Below are 22,077 nucleotides of genomic sequence, written 5' to 3'. Positions count from 1 at the left end.
AGGAGTTCCCCCTAAAACCTGCCAGTCGCTAATAAAACAGTGCAGGCTGAACAGCGTAACAAGCCTGTCTTTGCCTAAGATGCGGGCGTTTCCTTTGGCAGAGGTCGTTAACCATGAAACTGATCGGCGTAGATATTGGAGGGACCTTTACCGATCTCATTTTGGCCGATGTGGCCCAGGCTCAGACCTGGATTCACAAGGTGCCTACCACCGTCGAAGATCCCTCCATCGGCATGATGGCGGGCATTGCCACCCTCTGCCAGATGGCCCAAACCGACTACGCCGCCATTGAGCATGTGCTGCACGGTACCACCATTGCCACCAACACCCTGCTTACCCACGACGGGGCTCGTACCGGCATGATTACAACCCAGGGCTACCGCGATATTGTGCACATTGGGCGGCATCAGCGGCCCCAGCACTACTCGATTATGCAGGATATTCCCTGGCAGGCTAGGCCACTGGTCAAACGGCGTGATCGCAAGGTGGTGGCCGAACGCCTCGATCCTAAAGGTCAAGAGCTTACCCCCCTCAACGAAGCTGAGGCCCGCGCCGCCATTCTCGAACTCAAGGCCGCCGGGGTAGAATCGATTGCTATTTGCTTCCTCAACTCCTACTTTGACTCGTGCCACGAAGACCGAGTCGCCGCCCTGGCCCAGGAGCTATTTCCTGAGGCGTTTATCACCACCAGTGCCAGCATCTTCCCGCAGTTTCGCGAGTTCGAGCGCTTTACCACCGCCTGCATCAACGCCTTTGTTGGCCCTAGGGTCAAGCGCTACATCGACAACCTCAGCCGTCGCCTTAAGGCACAATCGATGCGGGGCGAGCTGCACATTATGCGTTCTAACGGCGGGGTGGCCACTGCCGAGGTGGCCGGAGCGCAGCCTGTTACCCTGCTGTTGTCGGGGCTGGCTGCCGGGGTGCTGGGGGGAGCCGCCGCCGGAGAACGGTCGAGCCGAGATCGCCTGATTACCTTTGATATGGGCGGCACCAGCACCGACATTGGCCTAGTCACTGAGCGGGGGTTTGCCGAGGCCACCGCCCGCGACACCTGGATCGCTGGCTACCCGGTAATGGTGCCGATGATCGATGTTCACACCATTGGGGCGGGGGGTGGCAGCATCGCCTACGTTGATGAGGGTGGTGCCTTTCGGGTCGGGCCGCGCAGCGCCGGGGCCGAGCCGGGGCCGGTGTGCTATGCCAAGGGCGGTACCGAGGTCACCGTCACCGATGCCAACGTGGTGCTCAACCGCCTCGACCCCGACCACTTTTTAGGGGGTGAAATGGCCATCTACCCTGATCGCGCCTTTGCGGCGGTGCAAGACCTCGCTGACCGGGTGGGGCTCGACCTCTACGAAACGGCGGCGGGCATTGTCACCATCGTTAACAACAACATGGCCAACGCCATTCGCTCCCGCACCATTCAAAAGGGGCAAGACCCGCGCCAGTTTGCCCTAGTGGCCCAGGGGGGGGCGGGGCCGCTCCATGCCGCCGAGGTGGCCCGCTCACTCGGTATTCCTGAGGTGATTGTGCCCCGCTACCCCGGCATTACCTCCGCCATGGGGCTGCTCACCACCGACCTCAAGCACGACCTGATTCAAAACGAGTTTGTGCTCAGCACCGCCCCCAACCTGGACAAACTCAATGCCGACCTGCGATCCCTAGAAGACCAGGTCAAAGCTCAGCTACGGGCCGATGGCTTTAGCGACGACCAGATGACGCTGCAACGCTTTGCTGACTGCCGCTACGTCGGCCAGGGCTACGAGCTGCGGGCGCTGATTCCCGGCGGTGAGCTAGCAGAGACCACCCTGCAAGAGGTTTGGCAGCAGTTCCACGAGTTGCACACCGCCGAATACGGCCACGCCTTTCCAGAGAATGTGGTGGAGTTGGTGACCCTGCGGGTGACGGGCACTGGCCCCATGCCTAAGTTGGCGGGGCTGCCCGTGCCCACCGAGGGCGACGTCAAAGATGCCTGGCTCAAAACGGCGGTCACCTACTTCCGCGTCAAGGGCCAGCTCGAAAAATACTCAACCAATTTCTTTGAGCGCGATCGCCTGCCCGTGGGCGGCGAGATCGAAGGGCCAGCGGTGATCTTTCAAAAAGACTCGACGATTTTGCTACCGCCCCACAGCCACACCACGGTAGAGGCTAATGGCAATCTATTGATTCGCTTGGCCGCAGAATCCCCCGTAGATCAGCGGGTCGCCATTGAGGCCGCCGTAGGCTGAGATCCTCTGCGGCTTCGTCAAGCTGAGACCCAGGGCCTTTTGTAGGGTGCCTTCGCGAGTAATGCACCGCCCAGGGGCTCCACCACAAGCCCCCCCGTCCGTAGTACAGGTTACGACATCAAGGTCAGGCTCCCTCTATAAGTCAGACAGTCCTCAAAACAGACCACCCTAAACCAAACACCGTATCTCCACCTAACTTGCCATGACAGTCGCTTTGCCCCAACCTCGCCAGCTCCCCCAAATTGACCCCGTTACTGCCCAGGTGGTGGCTGGTGCCCTCAATGGCATCGCCCTAGAAATGGGCCACAAACTGGCCCGCATGTCCTACTCCAGCATCATTCGCGAGTCCGAAGACTTTGGAGCCGCTATTCTCGACGCCGACTGCCAGCAATTGGCCGAATGCGCCTACAGCACGCCTCTACAGCTAGGGCCGATTCCAGGCTACATGCGGGGGGTGCTTAAGGCCATGGCCGAGGATGGCGAAGCGTTTTACCCCGGCGATGTGATTCTGCACAACCACTCCTACTACGGGGCCTCCCACGGGCCAGACATTGGCATCGGGATTCCCATCTTTCGCAACGACGAGCTGATCGGCTATTCCTTCACTACCGCCCACCATTTGGATATTGGCTCGTCATCCCCCGGTAGCTGCGGCATTGTCGATGCCGTCGATGCCTTTGCCGAGGGGCTTCAGTTCAAAGCGGTCAAGCTCTACGAAAACGGGGTGAAAAACCGCCAGGTGTGGCGCATGCTGCGGCAAAACATCCGCAGTTCCCAGGTGGTGGTGGGGGATATCGAAGCCCAGGTGGCCGCCTGCCGAGTGGGAGAACAGCGGTTTTTGGAGCTAGTTGATCAGTACGGCCTCGACACCGTGCTCGCTGCCAGCGAAACCCTGATGACCTACTCTGAGCGCATGATGCGTCAAGCGATTGAGCGCTTGCCCGATGGCACCTACTCGGCGGAGGGCTATATGGATGGCTTTCTCGACGACCCTGACCCGGCTAAGAAAGACCTCAAAGTGGCCGTCACTGTCACCATCGACGGCAGCGACATGACCATCGACCTGGCGGGCACCTCGCCCCAGATCGATGATCGCCCCATCAACATGCCCTTCGTCGGCACCGTAGACATTGCCATCTTCGTGACCCTGCGATCGGTGCTGCTCGACACCGCCCTGATGGAGTACGTGCCCCAAAATTCGGGTCTGACGCGGCCCATCCACATCACCGCCCCCAAGGGCTGTCTGGCCAACCCGATTTACCCCGCCCCGGTGATTGCCCGCTGCTGCCCCGGCAACGTGGTCGCCGACACCCTGATGAAAGCCCTGGCCCAGGTGGCCCCCCACAACGTCAGCGGCGGCATTGGCAATATTAAAGTGGCCTCCTATAGTGGTGCCCTCGACGAAGACTACTGGGTCTACATGGATATCACTGAAGGCAGCTACGGCGGTCGCTACGGCAAAGACGGTATGGATGGAGTCGATACCCTCTACGCCAACACCCGCAACAACCCCATCGAAGATATCGAGGCCCACCTGCCCCTACGGGTGACCCGCTACGAGCTGATCGAAAACGCTAGCGGGGCTGGCCAGTATCGGGGTGGCTTGGGCTCCATTCGCGATATTCAGTTTTTAGCCCCAGGCCAAATGTCCTTAGAAGGGGAAGGCAACAAGTATGCCCCCTGGGGCATTTTTGGCGGCAGCGATGGCACCCCCGGCGGGGTGCAGATCTTGAACCCGATGGAAGGCAGGGAAGACGATCTCCCCTCCAAGTTTCCCTGTCGCAAAACCCGTGTGGGCGACACCCTGCGGACCATTAGCCCCTGCGGCGGCGGCTACGGCAACCCCTTGGAACGTGACCCCGCTCTCGTGCTAGAGGATGTGCTGGATGGCTATGTCAGTATTGAGGTTGCACAGGGGGATTATGGGGTGGTGATTGATCCAGCCGGTATGGTCGTTGATGACGCCGCAACCCGTGTCCTGCGCCAGGCCATGGGATAATGAAATCCCTGAAAACCTGAGTTTAGGTAGGGCGTGTTCTCGACCGCAGGATCATCCCATGGTCGTACTAACCCCTACCTCAGTCTTTTGTGCTTGATTGCTTAGATCATGGCTAACCTCTCGACCTGTCGCATCAAAGTCATCAACGGCAACACCTGCGAGCCGATGACCCACAACATCGACGCCTCTGCCCAGGCCGCCAAGTTTGCCCACACCGAAATCGTCACCGTGACACCCCAGGCGGGGCCAGAATCCATCGAAGGGTTCTACGACGAATACCTAGCCATTCCCGGCATTTTGGAGCAAATTCTTTTAGACCAGAACTCAGATGCCTTTATCCTGGCCTGTTGGGGCGACCCCGGCATTGAAGCGGCCCGAGAAATTACCGCCAAACCCGTGGTCGGTATTGCTGAAGCCAGCCTCTATGTGGCGAATATGCTGGCGGCGAAGTGGAGCGTTGTCACGACCCTGCACCGGGCACGGGACATGGTGGAGAAGACCATTCATAAGGCTGGGATGACGGGCCGATGTGCCTCCGTGCGCACGACATCCCTATCGGTATTGGAGACGGAAAATAATCGCGCCAACACCGTAGAAGTCCTCCTTCAGGCCAGCAAACTTGCCATTGAGGAGGATGGTGCCGAAGCCATTTGTTTGGGCTGTGCCGGTATGAGTGGCCTGGAGCAGCAGCTAGAGGATCACCTAGGTGTGCCCGTCATTGATTCGGTTGCAGCGGCGGTGAAGATGGCAGAGTCGTTGGTGAGTTTAGGAAAATCCACTAGCAAACACCTTACTTACCGAACTCCCGAGAAGAAGTTGATGCGTGGCTATGGCTCCCACTTTCAGGTCAAGAACTTGACCTGAGCGAGATCCAGATTGAAGTTCGCACCCATCACCAGGCTCGGCCTTAGGATGGATAGTGTCGTAGCTGAAGTCTCGATCCGGCCCCCGTTGGAGATCAAGAAAATTACTTCTCGATGCGGGTGAATCGCTCTATGGGCAGGGGTTGAGCCATGGCTTTCTGGTAGGTGGCTTCAATGGCAGGCATTAGGCGTTCGGCCTGGCGGTAGAGTTCGGCCCGTTCTGGCTCATACTCGGTGAGTAAATCCTGCAATTCGCTTAGCAGTGCCGATTCATCGATGGTTAGCACGGTGCCGTCTTCTATGACCAGTTGGCCATTGATGAAGACCTTACGGATCGACTGACCATGTTCGGCGTAGACCAAATGAATGGGCAAGTGGCCACGGGGAATAAAGTTGGTAGTGTTGAGATCGTAGAGGACGCAGTCGGCTTTGAGGCCAGGCGCAATTGCACCCACCTGTTCCTGAAGTAGTGCCGATCGGGCTCCCCCGTAGGTACCCCACTTCAGTACATCCCGAGCGCGAGGGTAGCGGGAATAGTCGGGATGGGTAACAGAGTGAACCTGACCTGCCATCTTCAGCACATCGAACATATTGAAGGAGTCGTTAGAACTCATACCGTCAGACCCTAGGGCAATATTGACCCCAGCATCCATCAGTTGGCGAATGGGGGCAATGCCGCTGCACAGGCGATGGTTGCTGACCACGTTATGGACAACAGTGGCCCTCGCTTCCGCAATTAACTCCACATCCCGATCCGTCAGCCAGATTCCGTGGGCGATCGCGGTACGGTGGGTGAGAATGCCGTGGCGCTTAGCATAGCTCACCACCGACTCTCCCGGCCCGTAAAACTCTGGCCCCGTCACCGCCTGGGTTTTGGTCTCCAGCATATGGGTGTGGATAGGCAGATCCAGGGATTCGGAAAGTGCGGCAATCTGGTGCATCAGATCCGGCGTTACCCGCTGGGGGGCCGAGGGGGCGAGAGCGAGGGTGATCAGCCCCTGCTTACCATGCCAGTCGGCGTAGAAATCTTTGAACATGGAAAGCCAGGTGTCATCATCTAGCCCTGCCATGGCATCTAGATCCTGCCGGACATCGTCAGGCAAAAACTCCTCCAGGTAGGGAATGGTTTTGTACAGGGGCAGGTTAATGGCGTGGTGAGTGAGGCTGGCCCGCAGGCCAATGTCTATATAGGCCTGGGCGACCGCCTCAAAGATTTCTGGGGTGATGTAGGGCAGCTCAATCAGGTCATCTTGAATGGTTGTGGCCCCAGATTTGACCATCTCCAGGGCTCCTAGCATGGTGCGTAGGTAGCACAGGCGCGGGCTGAGGTGCTTTCCCTTGAGCGGGGGATAGGTGTACAGCATCCAGGCTTCTAGGGGAAGAGCCTCGTAGCGGCCTTTCTCCAAAATTTCGACGGAGTGGGCATGGGCGTTGACAAAACCCGGAATCAAAAGATGATCACGGGCATCGATGACCTGCGCTGGCTCGGAACCTGGCTCGATGTGATCAGCGACTTCGACAATGCGATCGTCTACTATCAGCACATCCTGGATATGAGGTTCTAAATCTAAAGCACCATCGGTTTGTAGGGTAAAGGGTAGAACGGTGGCCTGTTTAATAAGGTACCTAGAAGTAGCCATAGCAACACGGTAAATAGAAGACTACAGATGAACAGTCAAGGAAAATCGTGGTAAATCGTCGTGTCCCAATCTAGGGCGCATTCTTGGCTACTTATACTCTCCACCCATTCCAGGCCCTACTTTTAGGGCTGCAAGGCACTGTTACAGTGGCGTCAGCAGACCCAATAAAGTCCGTTGGTTCATCGCTATCCTGTTAGAAAACCCCGTTGATGTAAGCCTTTTGAGGAACTGCAATTGGGGTGATGGAGGCAGGAATGACAACCAGCGTAGGGCGATTGCGGTAGAGAGTGGTGCCAAAGCAGCCTTGCACCCGTAGCCATTGGTCTGCCTCATAGGTGTCAGCGGCTTCCGTCGCAATGGCTAGACCGAGGGGCATCGTATCAGCGAGACAGCAGCGAATGACTCGTCGGGCCAGCACAAACTGATTTGGCATAGGCGGAAAGGGTCGATGGACGAAGCCAATAATGTTGACCGGTTGCCCAGGAAACTCTTCCACCGGTTCCCGCACAGAGGAGATTAACCGTCGCCACTGTAAGACGTTGCGCTGCAAGGGGTCGGGCTCTTCTCCAGCGGGTTCCGCATAGGCCCAGATATCGATAGCGGGTGCATCGGTGGGAGGCTCTTTACCGGTGATAAATTGGGCCAGATTTTGGAGTAGGGGAAACTGCTTCAACATCATCACTTAATCCGCGTATCCAGCATTTCGGCGAGTTCTTGCTCTTCAAAGGCGCGCACCACCTCGGAGCGCAGGTGTTCGACAAACAGGTTGCGATGATACTCAAAGCCTTTGCCCATCATGTCGCGGGGGCGTTCCATATCAATCGGAATCATCTCCAACACACGACCAGGGTTGGCGGTAAGAATCAGGACACGATCGGCTAGGTAAACGGCTTCATCGATGTGGTGGGTGACAAACACCACGGTCTTGTCTAAGCCTTCCCACAGCTCCAGCAAAAATTTTTGCATCTGATGGCGGGTTTGCACGTCGAGGGCCGCGAAGGGTTCATCCATCAGCAGGACGTCGGTGCCCAAGCAGAGGGCGCGGGCAATGCAGGCCCGCTGCTGCATACCCCCAGAAAGCTGATGGGGGTAGCGGTTAGCCGACTTCAGCAGGCCGACTTGCTGGAGATAGTGCTTGGCCTGTTCAAGCCGCTCTTTTTTGCTGATTCCCTGTAGGTCGAGCCCAAAGGCCACATTATCCAGCACCGACAACCAGGGGAATAGGGAGGCCTGTTGAAAAATCATCGAGCGATGGGGGGAAGGCGCGGTAATGGGCTCACCGTTATGGAGCATGACACCAGTGGTGGGCATTTCCAGACCGGCCATCATGCTCAGCAGGGTGCTTTTGCCGCAGCCACTGGGGCCGATGATGACCAGAAATTCCCCTGGACTAACGGTAAAGCTAATGTCATCAATGGCTAGGTTGCCATCCGCATCGTCTGGGTTCCAGATTTTGGAGACGCGATCGCAAATGATTTGCCCCATGATTTTCTGTGCTCTTACTAGCTCTGTACAAAATTTTGCTACAACTGCGAACCGCCCTTCCACCAGAGCACGCGATTTTGAAGCTGCTGGAAACCAACATCCAACAAATAGCCTACCAACCCAATGACCGCCATACCCAAAAACATCAGATTAGCATTAAACATTTGCCGACCCACCATCACAATCGCACCTAAACCTGTATTGACGCCGACCATTTCCGCCGCTAGCACCGCCATCCAGGCTGCAAAAAAGTTAATTCGCAAAATGAAGAATAAGTCAGGAATAATTGCCGGTAAAATCACCTTAAACATCACCTGACGACGATTAGCCCCTAGCACTCTGGCCGTATCGATATAAAGCTGATTCACATTGCGGATGGCATTGACTGTGGCCAGGGTCAGCAGAAAGAAAATTCCGATAAACACCACAAAAATAGCCGCATTGTCGCCAATGCCAAAGGCCATAATGGCAAAGGGTATCCAAGCAATGGGGGCGATGGGAGCCAGCAGCGTAATGACCGGCAAGGTCAACTTACCGAATAAGTTGAAGTAGCAGGCCAAGCCACCTACCCCTAGGGCGGCAATGAAGCCTAGCACCAGACCAATCAGCACCCGTTTTAGGGTTGCTACAATAGCCGTCAATAGTACAAAATTGCCCCCCGTACGGGCTACCCCAATTTTGGGGGCTAGGAACTGATCTTGGTTGCTAATTTCCGCCAGAAATTCATGGGGTGGTGGCAGAATCATGGGATTAGTCCACCCTAGAACGGTAATTAGCTCCCAAATACCAATGAATAACCCCAATGAAAGTATCCACCACATAGCCGATTGAGCGGTGGATTTTGCCCACCGAGCCCTTGCCGTTGACCTGGTTCGGGTAGCCGATGGTGGGCCTGTGGTGCGGGAAAGCTGCGGTTGCATTTTGGTTGTCATGGTGGGGGATAGAAGTGACTATCAACGAACAATTGTGGAGATGGGAAAAGCATGGGGAGGGTGGTTAGTCAGGAGTAAGATTTTGTAAGGTTCCCCATGCTAAGCCTAGAGATCAAGTTGTGACCTTTACCTTTACTCGTTCCCAAAGTTCAGGACTTTCTGCAATCACTTCTTCGAGCAAGGAGAAGTTGACGAAGTTTTCATCGAGGTCAGCGTTAATGTAGTTCAGTTCTTTCATGCTCTGAGCCCGACTATACATAAAGTCACGCTTGTCCCGAATATCCACCCCAGGGGGCTGAGCCTGAGCTGCCGCCAGCAGGCTTTCCATATCCGTTTTGTAGTATTTGTCGATGGTCGTTTTAGCCGCCTCTTCAAAGTTGCTTTCGATTTGATACTGGGCTTCGAAGAAGACCCGAATTACATCCTTCACCATATCTGGGTCGGCTTCGATCACCTCGTTACGCACGGCCAACACACAATCAGGATAACCCTTACCGTAAATATCAGTGCCATCGCCTAAGATGTTGCCGTTGGTAGCTGTTTTTGCTTTGGTGGCGAAGGGTTCGATATGACTGACCGCATCGACCTGACCCGCTATATAGGCATTGAGCAATTCGGTGGCATCGCCCAAGTACACCATTTCAACATCGTCGTAGGTCATTCCTTCCTTCTTCAAGTAGTCGTAGACGACGACATCTAAAGTATCGGCTTGGAAGGTAGCAACTTTCTTACCCCGCAGATCAGCGAAGGATTTAATTTCAGGTTTGGCAACTACAATTAAACCTTCCACACCACTACCTGCCACGACCTGGAAGGATGCTCCCTGGAGATAGGCTGCGATCGCATTGGTAAACGGAATTACCGCCATTTCTACTTGTCCTGTGGCGAGTTGAACTGCCACGTCAGCAGGCATAGGTGTGAGGGCCGCCGTTCCGGTAAAGCCATACTGATTAAAGAGTTGCTTTTCCGCTGAATAAAATAGAGGCATGTTGCAGAGCCCAGTTCCGTGCGCGAACTTGATGGCCCGCTCTCCCCCTGAGGCGGTTTTGCTTCCACCGGCACAACTGCTTAAAAGTGAAAGCATGGCGGGAGTGAGGGCAGCGCCTAGGCTCATCCCCAGAAAACGGCGGCGACTGGTACTAGAGCGAAACATAACGTGTTCTCCTTAATTCAAATGCAGTCAACAAAACGAAAAGTCTCAACTCATCTAGGCAGATGCTGCTAGATCACCACGATTGCAACTTAGCAACCCGCTTTAGCAAGCCGGACAACGACAGTTTGGACTATAGAAGGACTCACAAGATTTAGGATCAAACCACCCGTCATAGACCTTCTTCACGTAGGGAAAAACTTCTTTTGCGAGTTCCCGTCGCCGTAATTCCTCCGGTGTTAGTGGGGTTCGCATAGACTCGGCTAGTTCCTCAAGTAGAGCGTCTTTATCGACGCGGGTGAACTGGCGATCCTTGAGTATCACCTCACCATTACAGACCACCGTGTGAATGCCGTGGGTGCGACTGCGATGGAGCACCGCTTCTAACACTGGAATGGTGTCATCCAGGTAGGGATAGGCCAGGTGATTCCAGTCCATCAGCACGATATCGGCGGCTTTACCAGGCTCTAGTGTGCCTATCTCCTGGGCAAAGCGGGTGGTATGGGCACCGTTTTCCGTTGCCATTTGGAAAACCTGCGCCGCAGCGGGCACCAGACTATCCATACCCGGTTCGCGGTGCAGCTTGAGTACTAAGCGCATCTCCTGCAACATGTCGCGATCATCGTTCAGACCCGCTTCATCGAGCCCCATGCCTACCCGCACCCCCTTTTTGGCGTAATAGTTTAAAGGGGCGATGCCACTCTGCAGACGCAGGTTAGAGCTGGCGTTGTGGCAGATCATGGTACCGGTTTCGGCAATCAGGTCAATGTCGTCTTCCGTCAGCCAAACGCCATGACCCAGGGTCAGATGCTTGCCCAAAATACCGAGTTTATTCAGGTGCTTGACGGCAGTGGTACCAGTGCGGCGCTTGGCATATTCCATCTGATAGGGGGTTTCTAGCAGGTGCATATGCATACCGACGCCGTACTTCTGGGCGTACTCATTTTGCTGAATGAGAGCGTCGTCATCACACCAGTGCAGGTTGGCCGGTGCTAGCTGAATACGAATGCGATCGCTGGCCTTCCCTTCCCACTCTTTCCAGAGGCCCTCAAAGAACCACAGGTAGTCCTGCAGGGGCACTTCATGGAGCTTCAGCAGAGCTTCCATATCCGCTGCAATGCTGGGGGGTAGCTTGGCGACAAACTCGTCGTTAGACTCGTAGACAAAATGGTTTTGAGTGCGTACTCCAAAGCAGTACGACACCCGCATACCAATGTCTTCATAAGCCTTCAACAGTTTGCCGGTGAGGTCGGGCCAATTCCCCGCTGGCCCTGGTAGCCAACCGTGAATGTGCTGCACGGTGGTAATGCCTGACTCAATCATCTCGAAGGCGGAGTACAACGTGTCGAGATAAAAATCGACCGGGCGGGCAGACAGCCGAGAAGCAAACCAAAGCTCCAGAGGATAGTCGAGGGAACCCAACTGTAGGGGAGTTAGCCCAACATGGTGGTGGCTGTTGACGAATCCGGGCATGACCACATCACAGTCTGATCCCAAAACCTCATCGGGTTGGTATTTAGCAGCCAAGTCTTCGTAAGAGCCAATCTCAACAATACGACCGTCTTGTTGGAAGATCGCACCATTCTCAATAATTTCTGCCTCGGTATGACTGAGCGACTTGGTAATGACGTACTTGCCGTGAATAAGTGTTGATGCCATATTTCACCTAGATTAATACCAGGACAAAATAAACCGAAAAACATCGAGCCAATTGACCAGAGTTATCGGCTAGATCCATAACACCTGGGACGAACTCTGAAGACTCTACTTCAATTGCTCTTTACCAGGCGCTATACATATTCCTGAAAATACATCCCTGGCCTTGAATAAGCTAAATTCAGGCAAGCTGGATTCAGACAAAACTAAAAAATTCATGGCCAAAAAAGTCTTCAGGAAATGTTGCGCTAGTGCCAAAGGCACCTTCCTTCAGAGGCTTCAACCACGCCAAGCCAAGCCCAAACTTGTTGGGACGATACTACGGGGAAGCTTATGCGTAGACTGTATACTAGATTACACTCGATGCCAAAAAGATTGATTCATATTCGCTGGCTAAAGCCTGACAGCCCCCATGATGCAACGCCTACCCACACCCCTATAGTTTCTGCTTCAAGAGTGGGTAGTGCATTTTAGTGCAGGCTAGAGGAAAAAATGGGGTCACCTTGCTTGGCCCGCTTCTCTCTGATGCAGCGATTGTAGTCATGGATAAATAGTCAGATGGCTCCGATGTGATTCTCGAGCTTTTTGGAGAACGACAGGGTCTTCCTCACCAGTCGCGCCACCCGCTGCCTCAGCGTGTTGTTCAGGCGCTCGATGTAACTGGTCAAGCCACTGTCTTTGCCCACCGCCTCATGTCGTCTGCTCGGAATCACCGTGACGTAGGCTTCCCAGAAGTCCGTATAGACCTTGGCACATTGGCGATAGACCCCTGGAAGGGACTCCCAGAGCGCTCTCGCCGACGCCCGAGAACGGTCGCCAATATGACATCCCAGGATTTCCCGGGTCTCGGCATCCATAGCCAACCACACCCATTGTTTGTTCCCTTTGTGATCGACGAACGACCTCCATTCATCCATCTGGACTTTGAGGGGGCCTTGCGGCTTAGGGACGACCTCCGCTGTTTGGGGAACCGATTCATAGGCCGCATTGGCCTGACCTTGTACCCAACTCTCCGACGTCTCCGTCGCCCGTGCAATGCCCGCTAGGGGGATCTTCTCGTGTAACAACCGATTCACCAGTGCCTTGGTCTCCTTTGGCTTCGGTTGCCATTGCGGATTTTCCACGAATTGACGCCCACAGTCTCGACACTTGTAATTTTGCTTCCCCCGATGGCTGGTGCCGTTCTTGGAGATGTCGTGAGACCCACAGGTCGGACAGGTCATCTCAATGGCCATGCGTTTGTCTCCCTGGTTATCGTGGTGGCGTAGCCTGATTTTCCTCCGTCCCGTACATTAATGCACTACCCTAAAACTAAGCCATGGAGTGATCGGATCTCGATGAAAAATTGTGGACAATTAACTATGTGCATTCCCCCGCCGCTATGCCAGCGGTTAAAGAGTATCTGAGCCAACTACTAAACTTGATTCAGCACTAACCCCAGTTTTTACAACAGCCTCACCTCAAAACGCTGCTGCTAGAAGATTTTATTCCCCTGTTGATCGACGCCATTCCATCCCAGGCGGTGGATCGCCTCAAAACGCCGCCCACCCTCAACCGGATGCAACTGGTGAAGCAGGCGGAAGACTATATGCTGGCCCACCTGGATCAGTCGATCACCCTCAAGGAGGTGTGCGAGGCGATCCATGTCAGCAGTCGTCCCCCTGACTGCCTGACAGAAGTGGGTGAAAGGCTTGAAATCTCGTGATGCGAGGGGGAAAAGGTGAGGTGACATGAGACGCTGGAATTTACGTATCTCAGGGTCTGTGCCATGTCAGCCACCCGGGCGCAACGCCTTGTATAGCGATCTGCTCAACGAGATAGCCACTGACCTGCTACCGGTTCATCCCCATCAACAAGAACCTAGAGTCGTCAAGCGAAGACCCAAACCTTTCCCTCGGATGCGACAACCTCGTGCTGTTCTCAAAGCTAAGCTGGCGGCCTGATTCAGGTTAAGTCAGTGACATTGATCTAGGGCTGTCCTGTAGGACTGTCCTGAAATCAGTATAAATTAACCTACTTGTTCGAGGGGCAGCTCTAGCACTTAACCCAATAGATTAGGGGTAATTTCAAAAAAGAAATATTTGGCATCTACCTTTAGGGCACCTCGATTAATTGCCTTATTGCGAACTTGAAGAACCTGAAACCCCTTTAATCTCGCAGTCATTCTCAATAAGATCTGTATTAATCGAGGTGCCCTTTAGATAGATAGATAGATAGATAGATAGATAGATAGATGAAATTAATCGTCTACCCTTTTGTTAAGAACCGCAAATAAGAGGATAAAAAGTAGTCGAAGTAACAATTAAGACAAGAGCTAAGATCTATACTCTACTAGGATTTAGGATGTCGTTAATGCATTATCCTAGTCGTAGCAAACTTAATAAAAAGCTGCTTATAAGTGATTTATTTGGGATTTTTATTTTGCCTACTTCAACAGGTTTAGTCGTAGAAGCATTTCAAGGCAATAGAAGTGCTTTAGTTGCCCAATCTGCCAGCGAATCAGTTGATCTAGGGGAGGCAACCATTGCTTCCATTCATGCCGGATTTGATTCTGGCGATTTAACTTGTACCCAGATCGTAAGCTATTACCTAGATCAAATTGAGGCATTCGATGGAGTAGTTAACTCTCTTCTTTATGTCAATTCTAAAGCACTAGAGGTGGCAGCTCAACTAGATACACAGTATGAAAGTAGCGGACCAGTTGGGCCACTACATTGCATCCCGGTAATCGCCAAAGATAATTATGATACTGCTGATATGCCAACCACGGCTGGCTGGGTTGGTCTTAGAGACTCAATTCCACTGAATGATGCTTATACGATTAAAAGATTAAGAGAGGCGGGGGCTGTCATTCTAGCCAAGTCGAACTTAACTGAATTTGCTCGTGGGGGCACGACGGTTAGTTCTTTAGGTGGTCAAACTCTGAATCCCTATGATTTGACAAGAACGCCTGGTGGATCGACAGGTGGCGGTGGAGCCGCAATTGCTCTAAACTTCGGTGTCTTAGCAACGGCAAGTGATACAGGTCAGTCTACCCGTTCCCCCGCTTCTGCTAATAACCTAGTTGGAATTCGGTCAACCTATGGCTTGGTCAGTCGTCATGGGATCGTTCCAGTTAGCTTTACCCAAGATAATACGGGACAGATTGCCCGTACAGTTAGAGATGCTGCCATCATGCTTGATGTAATGGCAGGCTATGATCCTGGGGATCCTTCCACTGCATTCAGCCTGGGTAGGATACCTAGCAGCTACACTGATGAATTAGATGTAAATGGTTTACAAGGGGCGAGAATAGGAGTCCTAGAGGATTTCTTTGGCACTGAGGATATCCATTCCGAGGTTAATGCAGTGACTATAGCCGCTGCGGATAAAATGGCTGAAATTGGGGCTGAAATTATTCCAGTTACTATTCCTAACCTCTCTGCCCTTACGGCCAATCTCCAAGTTGGCGATATTGAGTTTAAGACAGCGCTTAATGCATATTTAGCGAGCCGTGAGCCAGATATCCCTGTCAAGTCTTTCGACGACGTTATGCAGATGGGTGGATTTGACCCTGCCATCGTCAGTAGTATGCAGACCTCCGCAGAGTTCGCTGACCTATCCAGTAATCAGGATTATAAAGATCGTTTACTGAGACGTAATGATTTACGTCGAGCAGTAATGAAGGTCATGGCTGAAAATAACCTTGATGCGATTCTGTATCCGCACCAAAAGCGTTTGGTTGTTCCTGTGGGAGAAGACCAGGTAGAGCGGAATGGCGTATTGTCAAACAGTACTGGCTTTCCAGCAGTAACCTTTCAGGGTGGATTTTCAAGTCCTACTGAAACAGCGCCCATTGGAGTTCCTGTAGGGATTGAATTATTAGGGCCTGAGTGGTCAGAAGCGAAGCTGCTCAAATATGCTTATGCCTTTGAACAAGCTACCGATCATCGTCAGCCTCCAGTTATGGATTTGACTCAGGCGGCGCTACAAACTTTGGACGTAGCCATAGAAGATGAGATATCTACCTCTCGTCAAGATGGACTTCTTCAAGCACTTAAGGATCTGACCCAGGGTAATCGCATCTAATTTGGTATAGACGAAAACAGACATATCCAAATCCATATGAGTTAAGAGCTTGGAAATGTCCAAATTGGGGTTTGAGTAGTAATGGATACTGTTGGCGAAGTCGAAACGAGCCTAAGTAGCCGGGTTGAGCGCTGCAAAGCGAGAAGTTCGTGTCTTGGCACGGGGAACCCCTGCCAGCCAATTCGCTAGCCGCACGACGTTCATTGCGGCGGCTGTAAGCAAATGCTGTAGGTGTGTCTTAGCCAGCCCGATATAGCGCGTTCGTCTCATTCCGAAGACACGGATGCCTTGCGAGAGTGTACCTTCAATCCCTGCGCGTACGTTGTATCGAGATTTCCATTCCTCTGTCACTTGTGCTTGCCGGACGGCTTGGATAGCCTCATGTGCGGCTTGAGGCCGCAATGTGAGCGACCTCGGCTCCGACTTGCCTTTTGTACACAAGTCTCGGTGTGGGCAGAGGCGACAGTCAGTACGAGAAAACTTTATCCTAGGTTTCCGTCCCCTTGCGGGGAATTGAGGGTGTCTGACCTGGCTTAAGGGGGTCGTAGATGCCCTGGCCAAGAAGTTTCCGTCCCCTTGCGGGGAATTGAGGGTGTTTGACCCCTGTGAAGTTCGCTGAAACCCTATCGGATGCCGTGTTTCCGTCCCCTTACGGGGAATTGAGGGTGTTTGACTATTGACCATGAAAACTAAAGTTGCTGTCCGCCGTGGCGTTTCCGTCCCCTTACGGGGAATTGAGGGTGTTTGACTTCCTCAATCTTGGGCGACTTCTCTCCTTCCGCCATTTGGGTTTCCGTCCCCTTACGGGGAATTGAGGGTGTTTGACTTTCCAGTCGCTTCCATTGCCATCTAGCCCTAGCCCAGTTTCCGTCCCCTTACGGGGAATTGAGGGTGTTTGACAGATTCCCTACAAGCGCTACCGGGGGGCCACCGTCCTTCCGTTTCCGTCCCCTTACGGGGAATTGAGGGTGTTTGACGGCCAAACCCCTACGCAACCCCCAGCGCTACAAGGTCATGCAGTTTCCGTCCCCTTACGGGGAATTGAGGGTGTTTGACAGGCAACCATGAAACACACCCTTGAATACCTGACCAGCAAGTTTCCGTCCCCTTACGGGGAATTGAGGGTGTTTGACGCCCCGCTGGAGGTCTTACCGTTGCTGTGGAGGCGTCCGGGTTTCCGTCCCCTTACGGGGAATTGAGGGTGTTTGACCGTGACAACCGTCCCAAAGGAAGCGCTAAGAGAATGGGGTTTCCGTCCCCTTACGGGGAATTGAGGGTGTTTGACGCCCCGGCAGGGAGAACCGGGGCTAAGCCGAATCACATGGTTTCCGTCCCCTTACGGGGAATTGAGGGTGTTTGACACGATGAACTACAGCTATGAAATCACCAGCGACAGGTTTCCGTCCCCTTACGGGGAATTGAGGGTGTTTGACACGCCTTGACCGTAGCCAGGGGGATAGCCAACTCAGTATCCTGGCGTTTCCGTCCCCTTACGGGGAATTGAGGGTGTTTGACGGTGATGCCGTCGGCACTGGGGTAGATCACCTCAATGCCGTTTCCGTCCCCTTACGGGGAATTGAGGGTGTTTGACCTATGTTTCAACCAGCGACGTGATCAACCGCCTACGCGTTTCCGTCCCCTTACGGGGAATTGAGGGTGTTTGACCGACAGCCGCGCCAAGGAATAACTCCCCATCATCTCGGGTTTCCGTCCCCTTACGGGGAATTGAGGGTGTTTGACGTTTGATCGCAGCGACAACGTGCGCTTTGCCATTGCGGTTTCCGTCCCCTTGCGGGGAATTGAGGGTGTTTGACGTAACCACGCTGGTCTGCCTTACATCTTCATCTGTACGTTTCCGTCCCCTTGCGGGGAATTGAGGGTGTTTGACAAAGGAAGGAAAGAAGTTATGGACTTTCAACGTGGACGAAGTTTCCGTCCCCTTGCGGGGAATTGAGGGTGTTTGACGCTGAAATCGTGGATTTTTTCCCCGATGGCGCAGAGACTGTTTCCGTCCCCTTGCGGGGAATTGAGGGTGTTTGACCAGGAACTATACTTGCCTGACAATACCAGTCGTGACGTTCGTTTCCGTCCCCTTGCGGGGAATTGAGGGTGTTTGACTTTTTGCTGCGGTAGCGCTCTCGACGATTACAACTCAGCAGCGTTTCCGTTCCCTTGCGGGGAATTGAGGGTGTCTGACCCCCGGCCAAGGTCGGCGTCGGCGAGTTGCGATTGCAGTTTCCGTCCCCTTGCGGGGAATTGAGGGTGTTTGACAGATTTCAAAACAATCCCATAGCAAAGGTAGACTCGTTTCCGTCCCCTTGCGGGGAATTGAGGGTGTTTGACACTCCAAGGTTTTCTCTTTCGAACTTTTTTACTCAGAGGTGTTTCCGTCCCCTTGCGGGGAATTGAGGGTGTTTGACCTGCCCTATACGAGAAATGGGAACAGCTTAAAGAGTTGAAGTTTCCGTCCCCTTGCGGGGAATTGAGGGTGTTTGACGGGTGGGTGTGGAGTGTTTGGTGTGAATTCGTTCAAGAGTTTCCGTCCCCTTGCGGGGAATTGAGGGTGTTTGACCCTTGTTGACGCCTGGGATTGGCGTGGTGAATACCTGTTTCCGTCCCCTTGCGGGGAATTGAGGGTGTTTGACTCGGTGTGACCTTGGCTCTACCCTGGTCAGACTTTGAGTTTCCGTCCCCTTGCGGGGAATTGAGGGTGTTTGACACTGTTATTTGTGAGTGTTTTTGAGGTCAACAATGTATACCTGTGTTTCCGTCCCCTTGCGGGGAATTGAGGGTGTTTGACGTGGAAGTATTCGAGTGCCAGCGGCACCGTTGATACGATGTTTCCGTCCCCTTGCGGGGAATTGAGGGTGTTTGACCGACTACGGCCAGATGCACTTTGGAGTGTCGCAGGAGGAAGGTTTCCGTCCCCTTGCGGGGAATTGAGGGTGTTTGACAGATGAAGACGAGCTTGATATGCTCCTCAACCCTGAGTTTCCGTCCCCTTGCGGGGAATTGAGGGTGTTTGACCAATCGTGTCCCGGTTCCATCCGCAGTGCCCCCAAGTCAAGTTTCCGTCCCCTTGCGGGGAATTGAGGGTGTTTGACGCCAACAATTCAAGCTGTACTAAATCGCACGGGAAGTTTCCGTCCCCTTGCGGGGAATTGAGGGTGTTTGACAAACCCATGGGGGCAACTACCTGGCTTGCGGGATGGTTTCCGTCCCCTTGCGGGGAATTGAGGGTGTTTGACACCCGCTGAACACCATCCCTATAGACAACGCCTCTGGTTTCCGTCCCCTTGCGGGGAATTGAGGGTGTTTGACCACGCGAGAATCTGCCTATGAGATTCTCAACTACAGTTTCCGTCCCCTTGCGGGGAATTGAGGGTGTTTGACCAAAATTGACAATGCTGACAATTTCACTATTTTCCTGTTTCCGTCCCCTTGCGGGGAATTGAGGGTGTTTGACATGTTTAAGATTACGCCAAAGACCCGCCGCCGATTTAAGTTTCCGTCCCCTTGCGGGGAATTGAGGGTGTTTGACCCTGTGGTGAGCGGGGCCGTCCCCGTCGTTGTGGATGACGGTTTCCGTCCCCTTGCGGGGAATTGAGGGTGTTTGACGGTGATGTGGTGTCCGGCCCTGCGGTTGGCATTTTCACGTTTCCGTCCCCTTGCGGGGAATTGAGGGTGTTTGACAAGTAGGCTTTACCGAGGAAGAAGAAAAGGAATTAACCTTTGTTTCCGTCCCCTTGCGGGGAATTGAGGGTGTTTGACGCAGGGTTCCTCCCGCCACGGGGCGGGGCCATCGCTGGGGGTTTCCGTCCCCTTGCGGGGAATTGAGGGTGTTTGACCAAATTCAGTACGTTGACCAGTACAAAAAACATGGGGTTTCCGTCCCCTTGCGGGGAATTGAGGGTGTTTGACCCGCCAATTCACCTGCACAACCCAGGCACTATCACGACCAGTTTCCGTCCCCTTGCGGGGAATTGAGGGTGTTTGACCCCATTGAGAACTGGCAGTTTTCCCGTACTGTTGCGTTTCCGTCCCCTTGCGGGGAATTGAGGGTGTTTGACTCTAAGTTCGTGGGTACTGAAAAGTTCGCCCATGAATGTTTCCGTCCCCTTGCGGGGAATTGAGGGTGTTTGACGATGGGTACGAGGTTGTTGAAAATAAATTTTTCAAACGTTTCCGTCCCCTTGCGGGGAATTGAGGGTGTTTGACATGAACTGGAGGTAGTGGACGCTCATGTCAGATACTGTTTCCGTCCCCTTGCGGGGAATTGAGGGTGTTTGACTCCGAAAAATCTACGACATGCTCGACTTCGATCAACGTTTCCGTCCCCTTGCGGGGAATTGAGGGTGTTTGACCAAGGAAAAGGTGGCAACTATCCAGGCCGCAAGGATCAGTTTCCGTCCCCTTGCGGGGAATTGAGGGTGTTTGACTCATTATAGCGTATATAGTATAGAAGCATAATAAAAAGTTTCCGTCCCCTTGCGGGGAATTGAGGGTGTTTGACCGTTGCTTCTTTTAGCTTCTTGAACGAACAAGAATTGTTTCCGTCCCCTTGCGGGGAATTGAGGGTGTTTGACCCAATGGTGCATCGTGTCGATGAGTTCAGACGGCCAGTTTCCGTCCCCTTGCGGGGAATTGAGGGTGTTTGACACTAACCCCATCGTTCTCAAGCCCCGCTAAACCCCTTCTCGTTTCCGTCCCCTTGCGGGGAATTGAGGGTGTTTGACCATGTGGCCGAGAGCCAGGACGAGTCGGGATACCCCCTCGTTTCCGTCCCCTTGCGGGGAATTGAGGGTGTTTGACGCCCTGCCCTTTAGGGCACAAGGATGGTACAATCCAACTAGCGTTTCCGTCCCCTTGCGGGGAATTGAGGGTGTTTGACGCCAAGTAGCCGTTCACTGCCCAGATACACACCGTTGTCGTTTCCGTCCCCTTGCGGGGAATTGAGGGTGTTTGACCCCCAACCGCCTCATTTCCCTGAACAAACTGGGTTTTCCCGTTTCCGTCCCCTTGCGGGGAATTGAGGGTGTTTGACAATATTCATTATCATTTTTCTCTGAATATCGAGTTAAGTGTTTCCGTCCCCTTGCGGGGAATTGAGGGTGTTTGACCATGCCTGATGACCGATGACCAGTGGACCGCGTCCAAGGCGTTTCCGTCCCCTTGCGGGGAATTGAGGGTGTTTGACTAGACACCAGCATTCGTTTCATTAACGAGGCACCTTGTTTCCGTCCCCTTGCGGGGAATTGAGGGTGTTTGACTATATTCAGTCCCAAATATGTCGCCCGAATCATTGGTTTCCGTCCCCTTGCGGGGAATTGAGGGTGTTTGACGACGCACCACATCCCCTACTCGAACAAGATCAAGGTTTCCGTCCCCTTGCGGGGAATTGAGGGTGTTTGACCTTGCCTTTTTGTTGAACATACTAATTTAATTTATGTTTCCGTCCCCTTGCGGGGAATTGAGGGTGTTTGACGTGAACAAAGCCCATATTAGTGACTGTCACCACTTTAAGTTGTTTCCGTCCCCTTGCGGGGAATTGAGGGTGTTTGACACCAAAGCGCATCAGCTTTACGGGCGATGGCCAGACCGGTTTCCGTCCCCTTGCGGGGAATTGAGGGTGTTTGACGCTATCACCACTTCCACGGCTTCGGTGTCGTTGGAAGTTGAGTTTCCGTCCCCTTGCGGGGAATTGAGGGTGTTTGACCATTTCTTAGATCGGGGAATCCAGCCCTTGCCACAGGGTTTCCGTCCCCTTGCGGGGAATTGAGGGTGTTTGACTCAAGCCGTCTTAGATTCAGGCTATTTGCAGGGGCGCTGCACTCTGGGAGTTTCCGTCCCCTTGCGGGGAATTGAGGGTGTTTGACTTCCAACGCCTGGGCGTAGGTCGGGTCGCCCGTCCATTTGTTTCCGTCCCCTTGCGGGGAATTGAGGGTGTTTGACCAAATTGCGCTTGGTCGAGGGGAATTTTGAGCGTACGTTTCCGTCCCCTTGCGGGGAATTGAGGGTGTTTGACTTGGGGCCAAAATCATACTAAGATTGAAAAA

The 22,077-nt window shown here is 53.6% G+C and carries 12 protein-coding genes, 1 pseudogene and 1 CRISPR repeat array (1 of these 14 only partly in view); of the genes and pseudogenes, 6 read left to right on the top strand and 7 right to left on the bottom strand.

All coding sequences use genetic code 11. The annotated features are described in order from the left end of the window. The first annotated feature begins 113 nt into the window (after window positions 1-113). The 3 genes from H6G62_RS13520 (at window position 114) to H6G62_RS13510 (ending at window position 5,091) form a co-directional block, all read left to right on the top strand. Entirely contained in the window at window positions 114-2,228 is a 2,115-nt protein-coding gene (locus tag H6G62_RS13520; protein ID WP_190495955.1) for a hydantoinase/oxoprolinase family protein, read from the top strand. A gap of 202 nt (window positions 2,229-2,430) precedes the next feature. Further along, window positions 2,431-4,227: a hydantoinase B/oxoprolinase family protein gene (locus H6G62_RS13515; RefSeq protein ID WP_190495953.1), complete on the top strand. Its 1,797-nt coding sequence runs from the start codon at window positions 2,431-2,433 to the stop codon at window positions 4,225-4,227. Window positions 4,228-4,335: 108 nt separating this feature from the next. Further along, window positions 4,336-5,091, top strand: coding sequence for an aspartate/glutamate racemase family protein (locus H6G62_RS13510; RefSeq protein WP_190495951.1), 756 nt, complete (start codon window positions 4,336-4,338; stop codon window positions 5,089-5,091). 103 nt (window positions 5,092-5,194) lie between these two features. Here H6G62_RS13510 and H6G62_RS13505 read toward each other — a convergent pair whose 3' ends face one another. The 7 genes from H6G62_RS13505 to H6G62_RS13475 all read right to left on the bottom strand — a co-directional run bounded on the left by H6G62_RS13505 (window position 5,195) and on the right by H6G62_RS13475 (window position 13,176). Further along, window positions 5,195-6,730 (bottom strand): amidohydrolase, encoded by a 1,536-nt coding sequence (locus H6G62_RS13505; RefSeq protein ID WP_190495949.1) that lies wholly within the window; start codon window positions 6,728-6,730, stop codon window positions 5,195-5,197. 193 nt (window positions 6,731-6,923) lie between these two features. Continuing rightward, entirely contained in the window at window positions 6,924-7,409 is a 486-nt protein-coding gene (locus H6G62_RS13500; RefSeq protein WP_199324960.1) for a TIGR03943 family protein, read from the bottom strand. After that, window positions 7,409-8,215, bottom strand: coding sequence for an ABC transporter ATP-binding protein (locus H6G62_RS13495; protein WP_190495947.1), 807 nt, complete (start codon window positions 8,213-8,215; stop codon window positions 7,409-7,411). Before H6G62_RS13495 ends, H6G62_RS13500 begins: the two co-directional genes overlap by 1 nt. A gap of 38 nt (window positions 8,216-8,253) precedes the next feature. After that, entirely contained in the window at window positions 8,254-8,961 is a 708-nt protein-coding gene (locus H6G62_RS13490) for an ABC transporter permease (RefSeq protein WP_199324959.1), read from the bottom strand. 298 nt (window positions 8,962-9,259) lie between these two features. Beyond that, a complete protein-coding gene (locus tag H6G62_RS13485; protein WP_190495943.1) occupies window positions 9,260-10,300 on the bottom strand; it encodes an ABC transporter substrate-binding protein in 1,041 nt (346 codons plus the stop codon). Between the two features lie 102 nt (window positions 10,301-10,402). After that, entirely contained in the window at window positions 10,403-11,956 is a 1,554-nt protein-coding gene (locus H6G62_RS13480) for an amidohydrolase family protein (RefSeq protein WP_190495941.1), read from the bottom strand. Window positions 11,957-12,507: 551 nt separating this feature from the next. After that, window positions 12,508-13,176, bottom strand: a complete 669-nt coding sequence (locus H6G62_RS13475) for an IS1 family transposase (RefSeq protein ID WP_190495973.1) — start codon at window positions 13,174-13,176, stop codon at window positions 12,508-12,510. Window positions 13,177-13,448: 272 nt separating this feature from the next. On the opposite strand from H6G62_RS13475, the gene H6G62_RS13470 reads away from it, so the two are divergent. The 3 genes and pseudogenes from H6G62_RS13470 to H6G62_RS13465 all read left to right on the top strand — a co-directional run bounded on the left by H6G62_RS13470 (window position 13,449) and on the right by H6G62_RS13465 (window position 16,021). Next, window positions 13,449-13,658 carry a helix-turn-helix transcriptional regulator gene (locus H6G62_RS13470; protein ID WP_190495939.1) on the top strand — a complete coding sequence of 70 codons (210 nt, stop codon included), beginning with the start codon at window positions 13,449-13,451 and terminating at the stop codon, window positions 13,656-13,658. 88 nt (window positions 13,659-13,746) lie between these two features. Further along, window positions 13,747-13,896, top strand: a pseudogene (locus H6G62_RS27855) (IS4 family transposase); the annotation flags it as partial. A 400-nt stretch (window positions 13,897-14,296) separates the two neighbouring features. Further along, the gene (locus H6G62_RS13465) at window positions 14,297-16,021 is read left to right on the top strand and encodes an amidase family protein (RefSeq protein WP_199324958.1); all 1,725 of its coding nucleotides are present in this window, start codon (window positions 14,297-14,299) and stop codon (window positions 16,019-16,021) included. Window positions 16,022-16,512: 491 nt separating this feature from the next. Then, a CRISPR array of direct repeats spans window positions 16,513-22,077; the repeat unit is 37 nt; unit sequence GTTTCCGTCCCCTTGCGGGGAATTGAGGGTGTTTGAC (it continues 6,790 nt past the right edge of the window).

It is taken from the genome of Phormidium sp. FACHB-1136 (assembly GCF_014697375.1).
Lineage (GTDB): Bacteria > Cyanobacteriota > Cyanobacteriia > Phormidesmidales > Phormidesmidaceae > Nodosilinea.
Note: the sequence above shows the minus strand (reverse complement) of the source record. Positions and strands in the feature narration are given on the sequence as shown.

Bases quoted from the DNA above. Each gene is read 5' to 3' on its own strand.
- H6G62_RS13520 (WP_190495955.1), top strand. From the start codon at position 114: ATGAAACTGATCGGCGTAGATATTGGAGGGACCTTTACCGATCTCATT.
- H6G62_RS13515 (WP_190495953.1), top strand. From the start codon at position 2,431: ATGACAGTCGCTTTGCCCCAACCTCGCCAGCTCCCCCAAATTGACCCC.
- H6G62_RS13510 (WP_190495951.1), top strand. From the start codon at position 4,336: ATGGCTAACCTCTCGACCTGTCGCATCAAAGTCATCAACGGCAACACC.
- H6G62_RS13505 (WP_190495949.1), bottom strand. From the start codon at position 6,730: ATGGCTACTTCTAGGTACCTTATTAAACAGGCCACCGTTCTACCCTTT.
- H6G62_RS13500 (WP_199324960.1), bottom strand. From the start codon at position 7,409: ATGATGTTGAAGCAGTTTCCCCTACTCCAAAATCTGGCCCAATTTATC.
- H6G62_RS13495 (WP_190495947.1), bottom strand. From the start codon at position 8,215: ATGGGGCAAATCATTTGCGATCGCGTCTCCAAAATCTGGAACCCAGAC.
- H6G62_RS13490 (WP_199324959.1), bottom strand. From the start codon at position 8,961: ATGATTCTGCCACCACCCCATGAATTTCTGGCGGAAATTAGCAACCAA.
- H6G62_RS13485 (WP_190495943.1), bottom strand. From the start codon at position 10,300: ATGTTTCGCTCTAGTACCAGTCGCCGCCGTTTTCTGGGGATGAGCCTA.
- H6G62_RS13480 (WP_190495941.1), bottom strand. From the start codon at position 11,956: ATGGCATCAACACTTATTCACGGCAAGTACGTCATTACCAAGTCGCTC.
- H6G62_RS13475 (WP_190495973.1), bottom strand. From the start codon at position 13,176: ATGACCTGTCCGACCTGTGGGTCTCACGACATCTCCAAGAACGGCACC.
- H6G62_RS13465 (WP_199324958.1), top strand. From the start codon at position 14,297: ATGTCGTTAATGCATTATCCTAGTCGTAGCAAACTTAATAAAAAGCTG.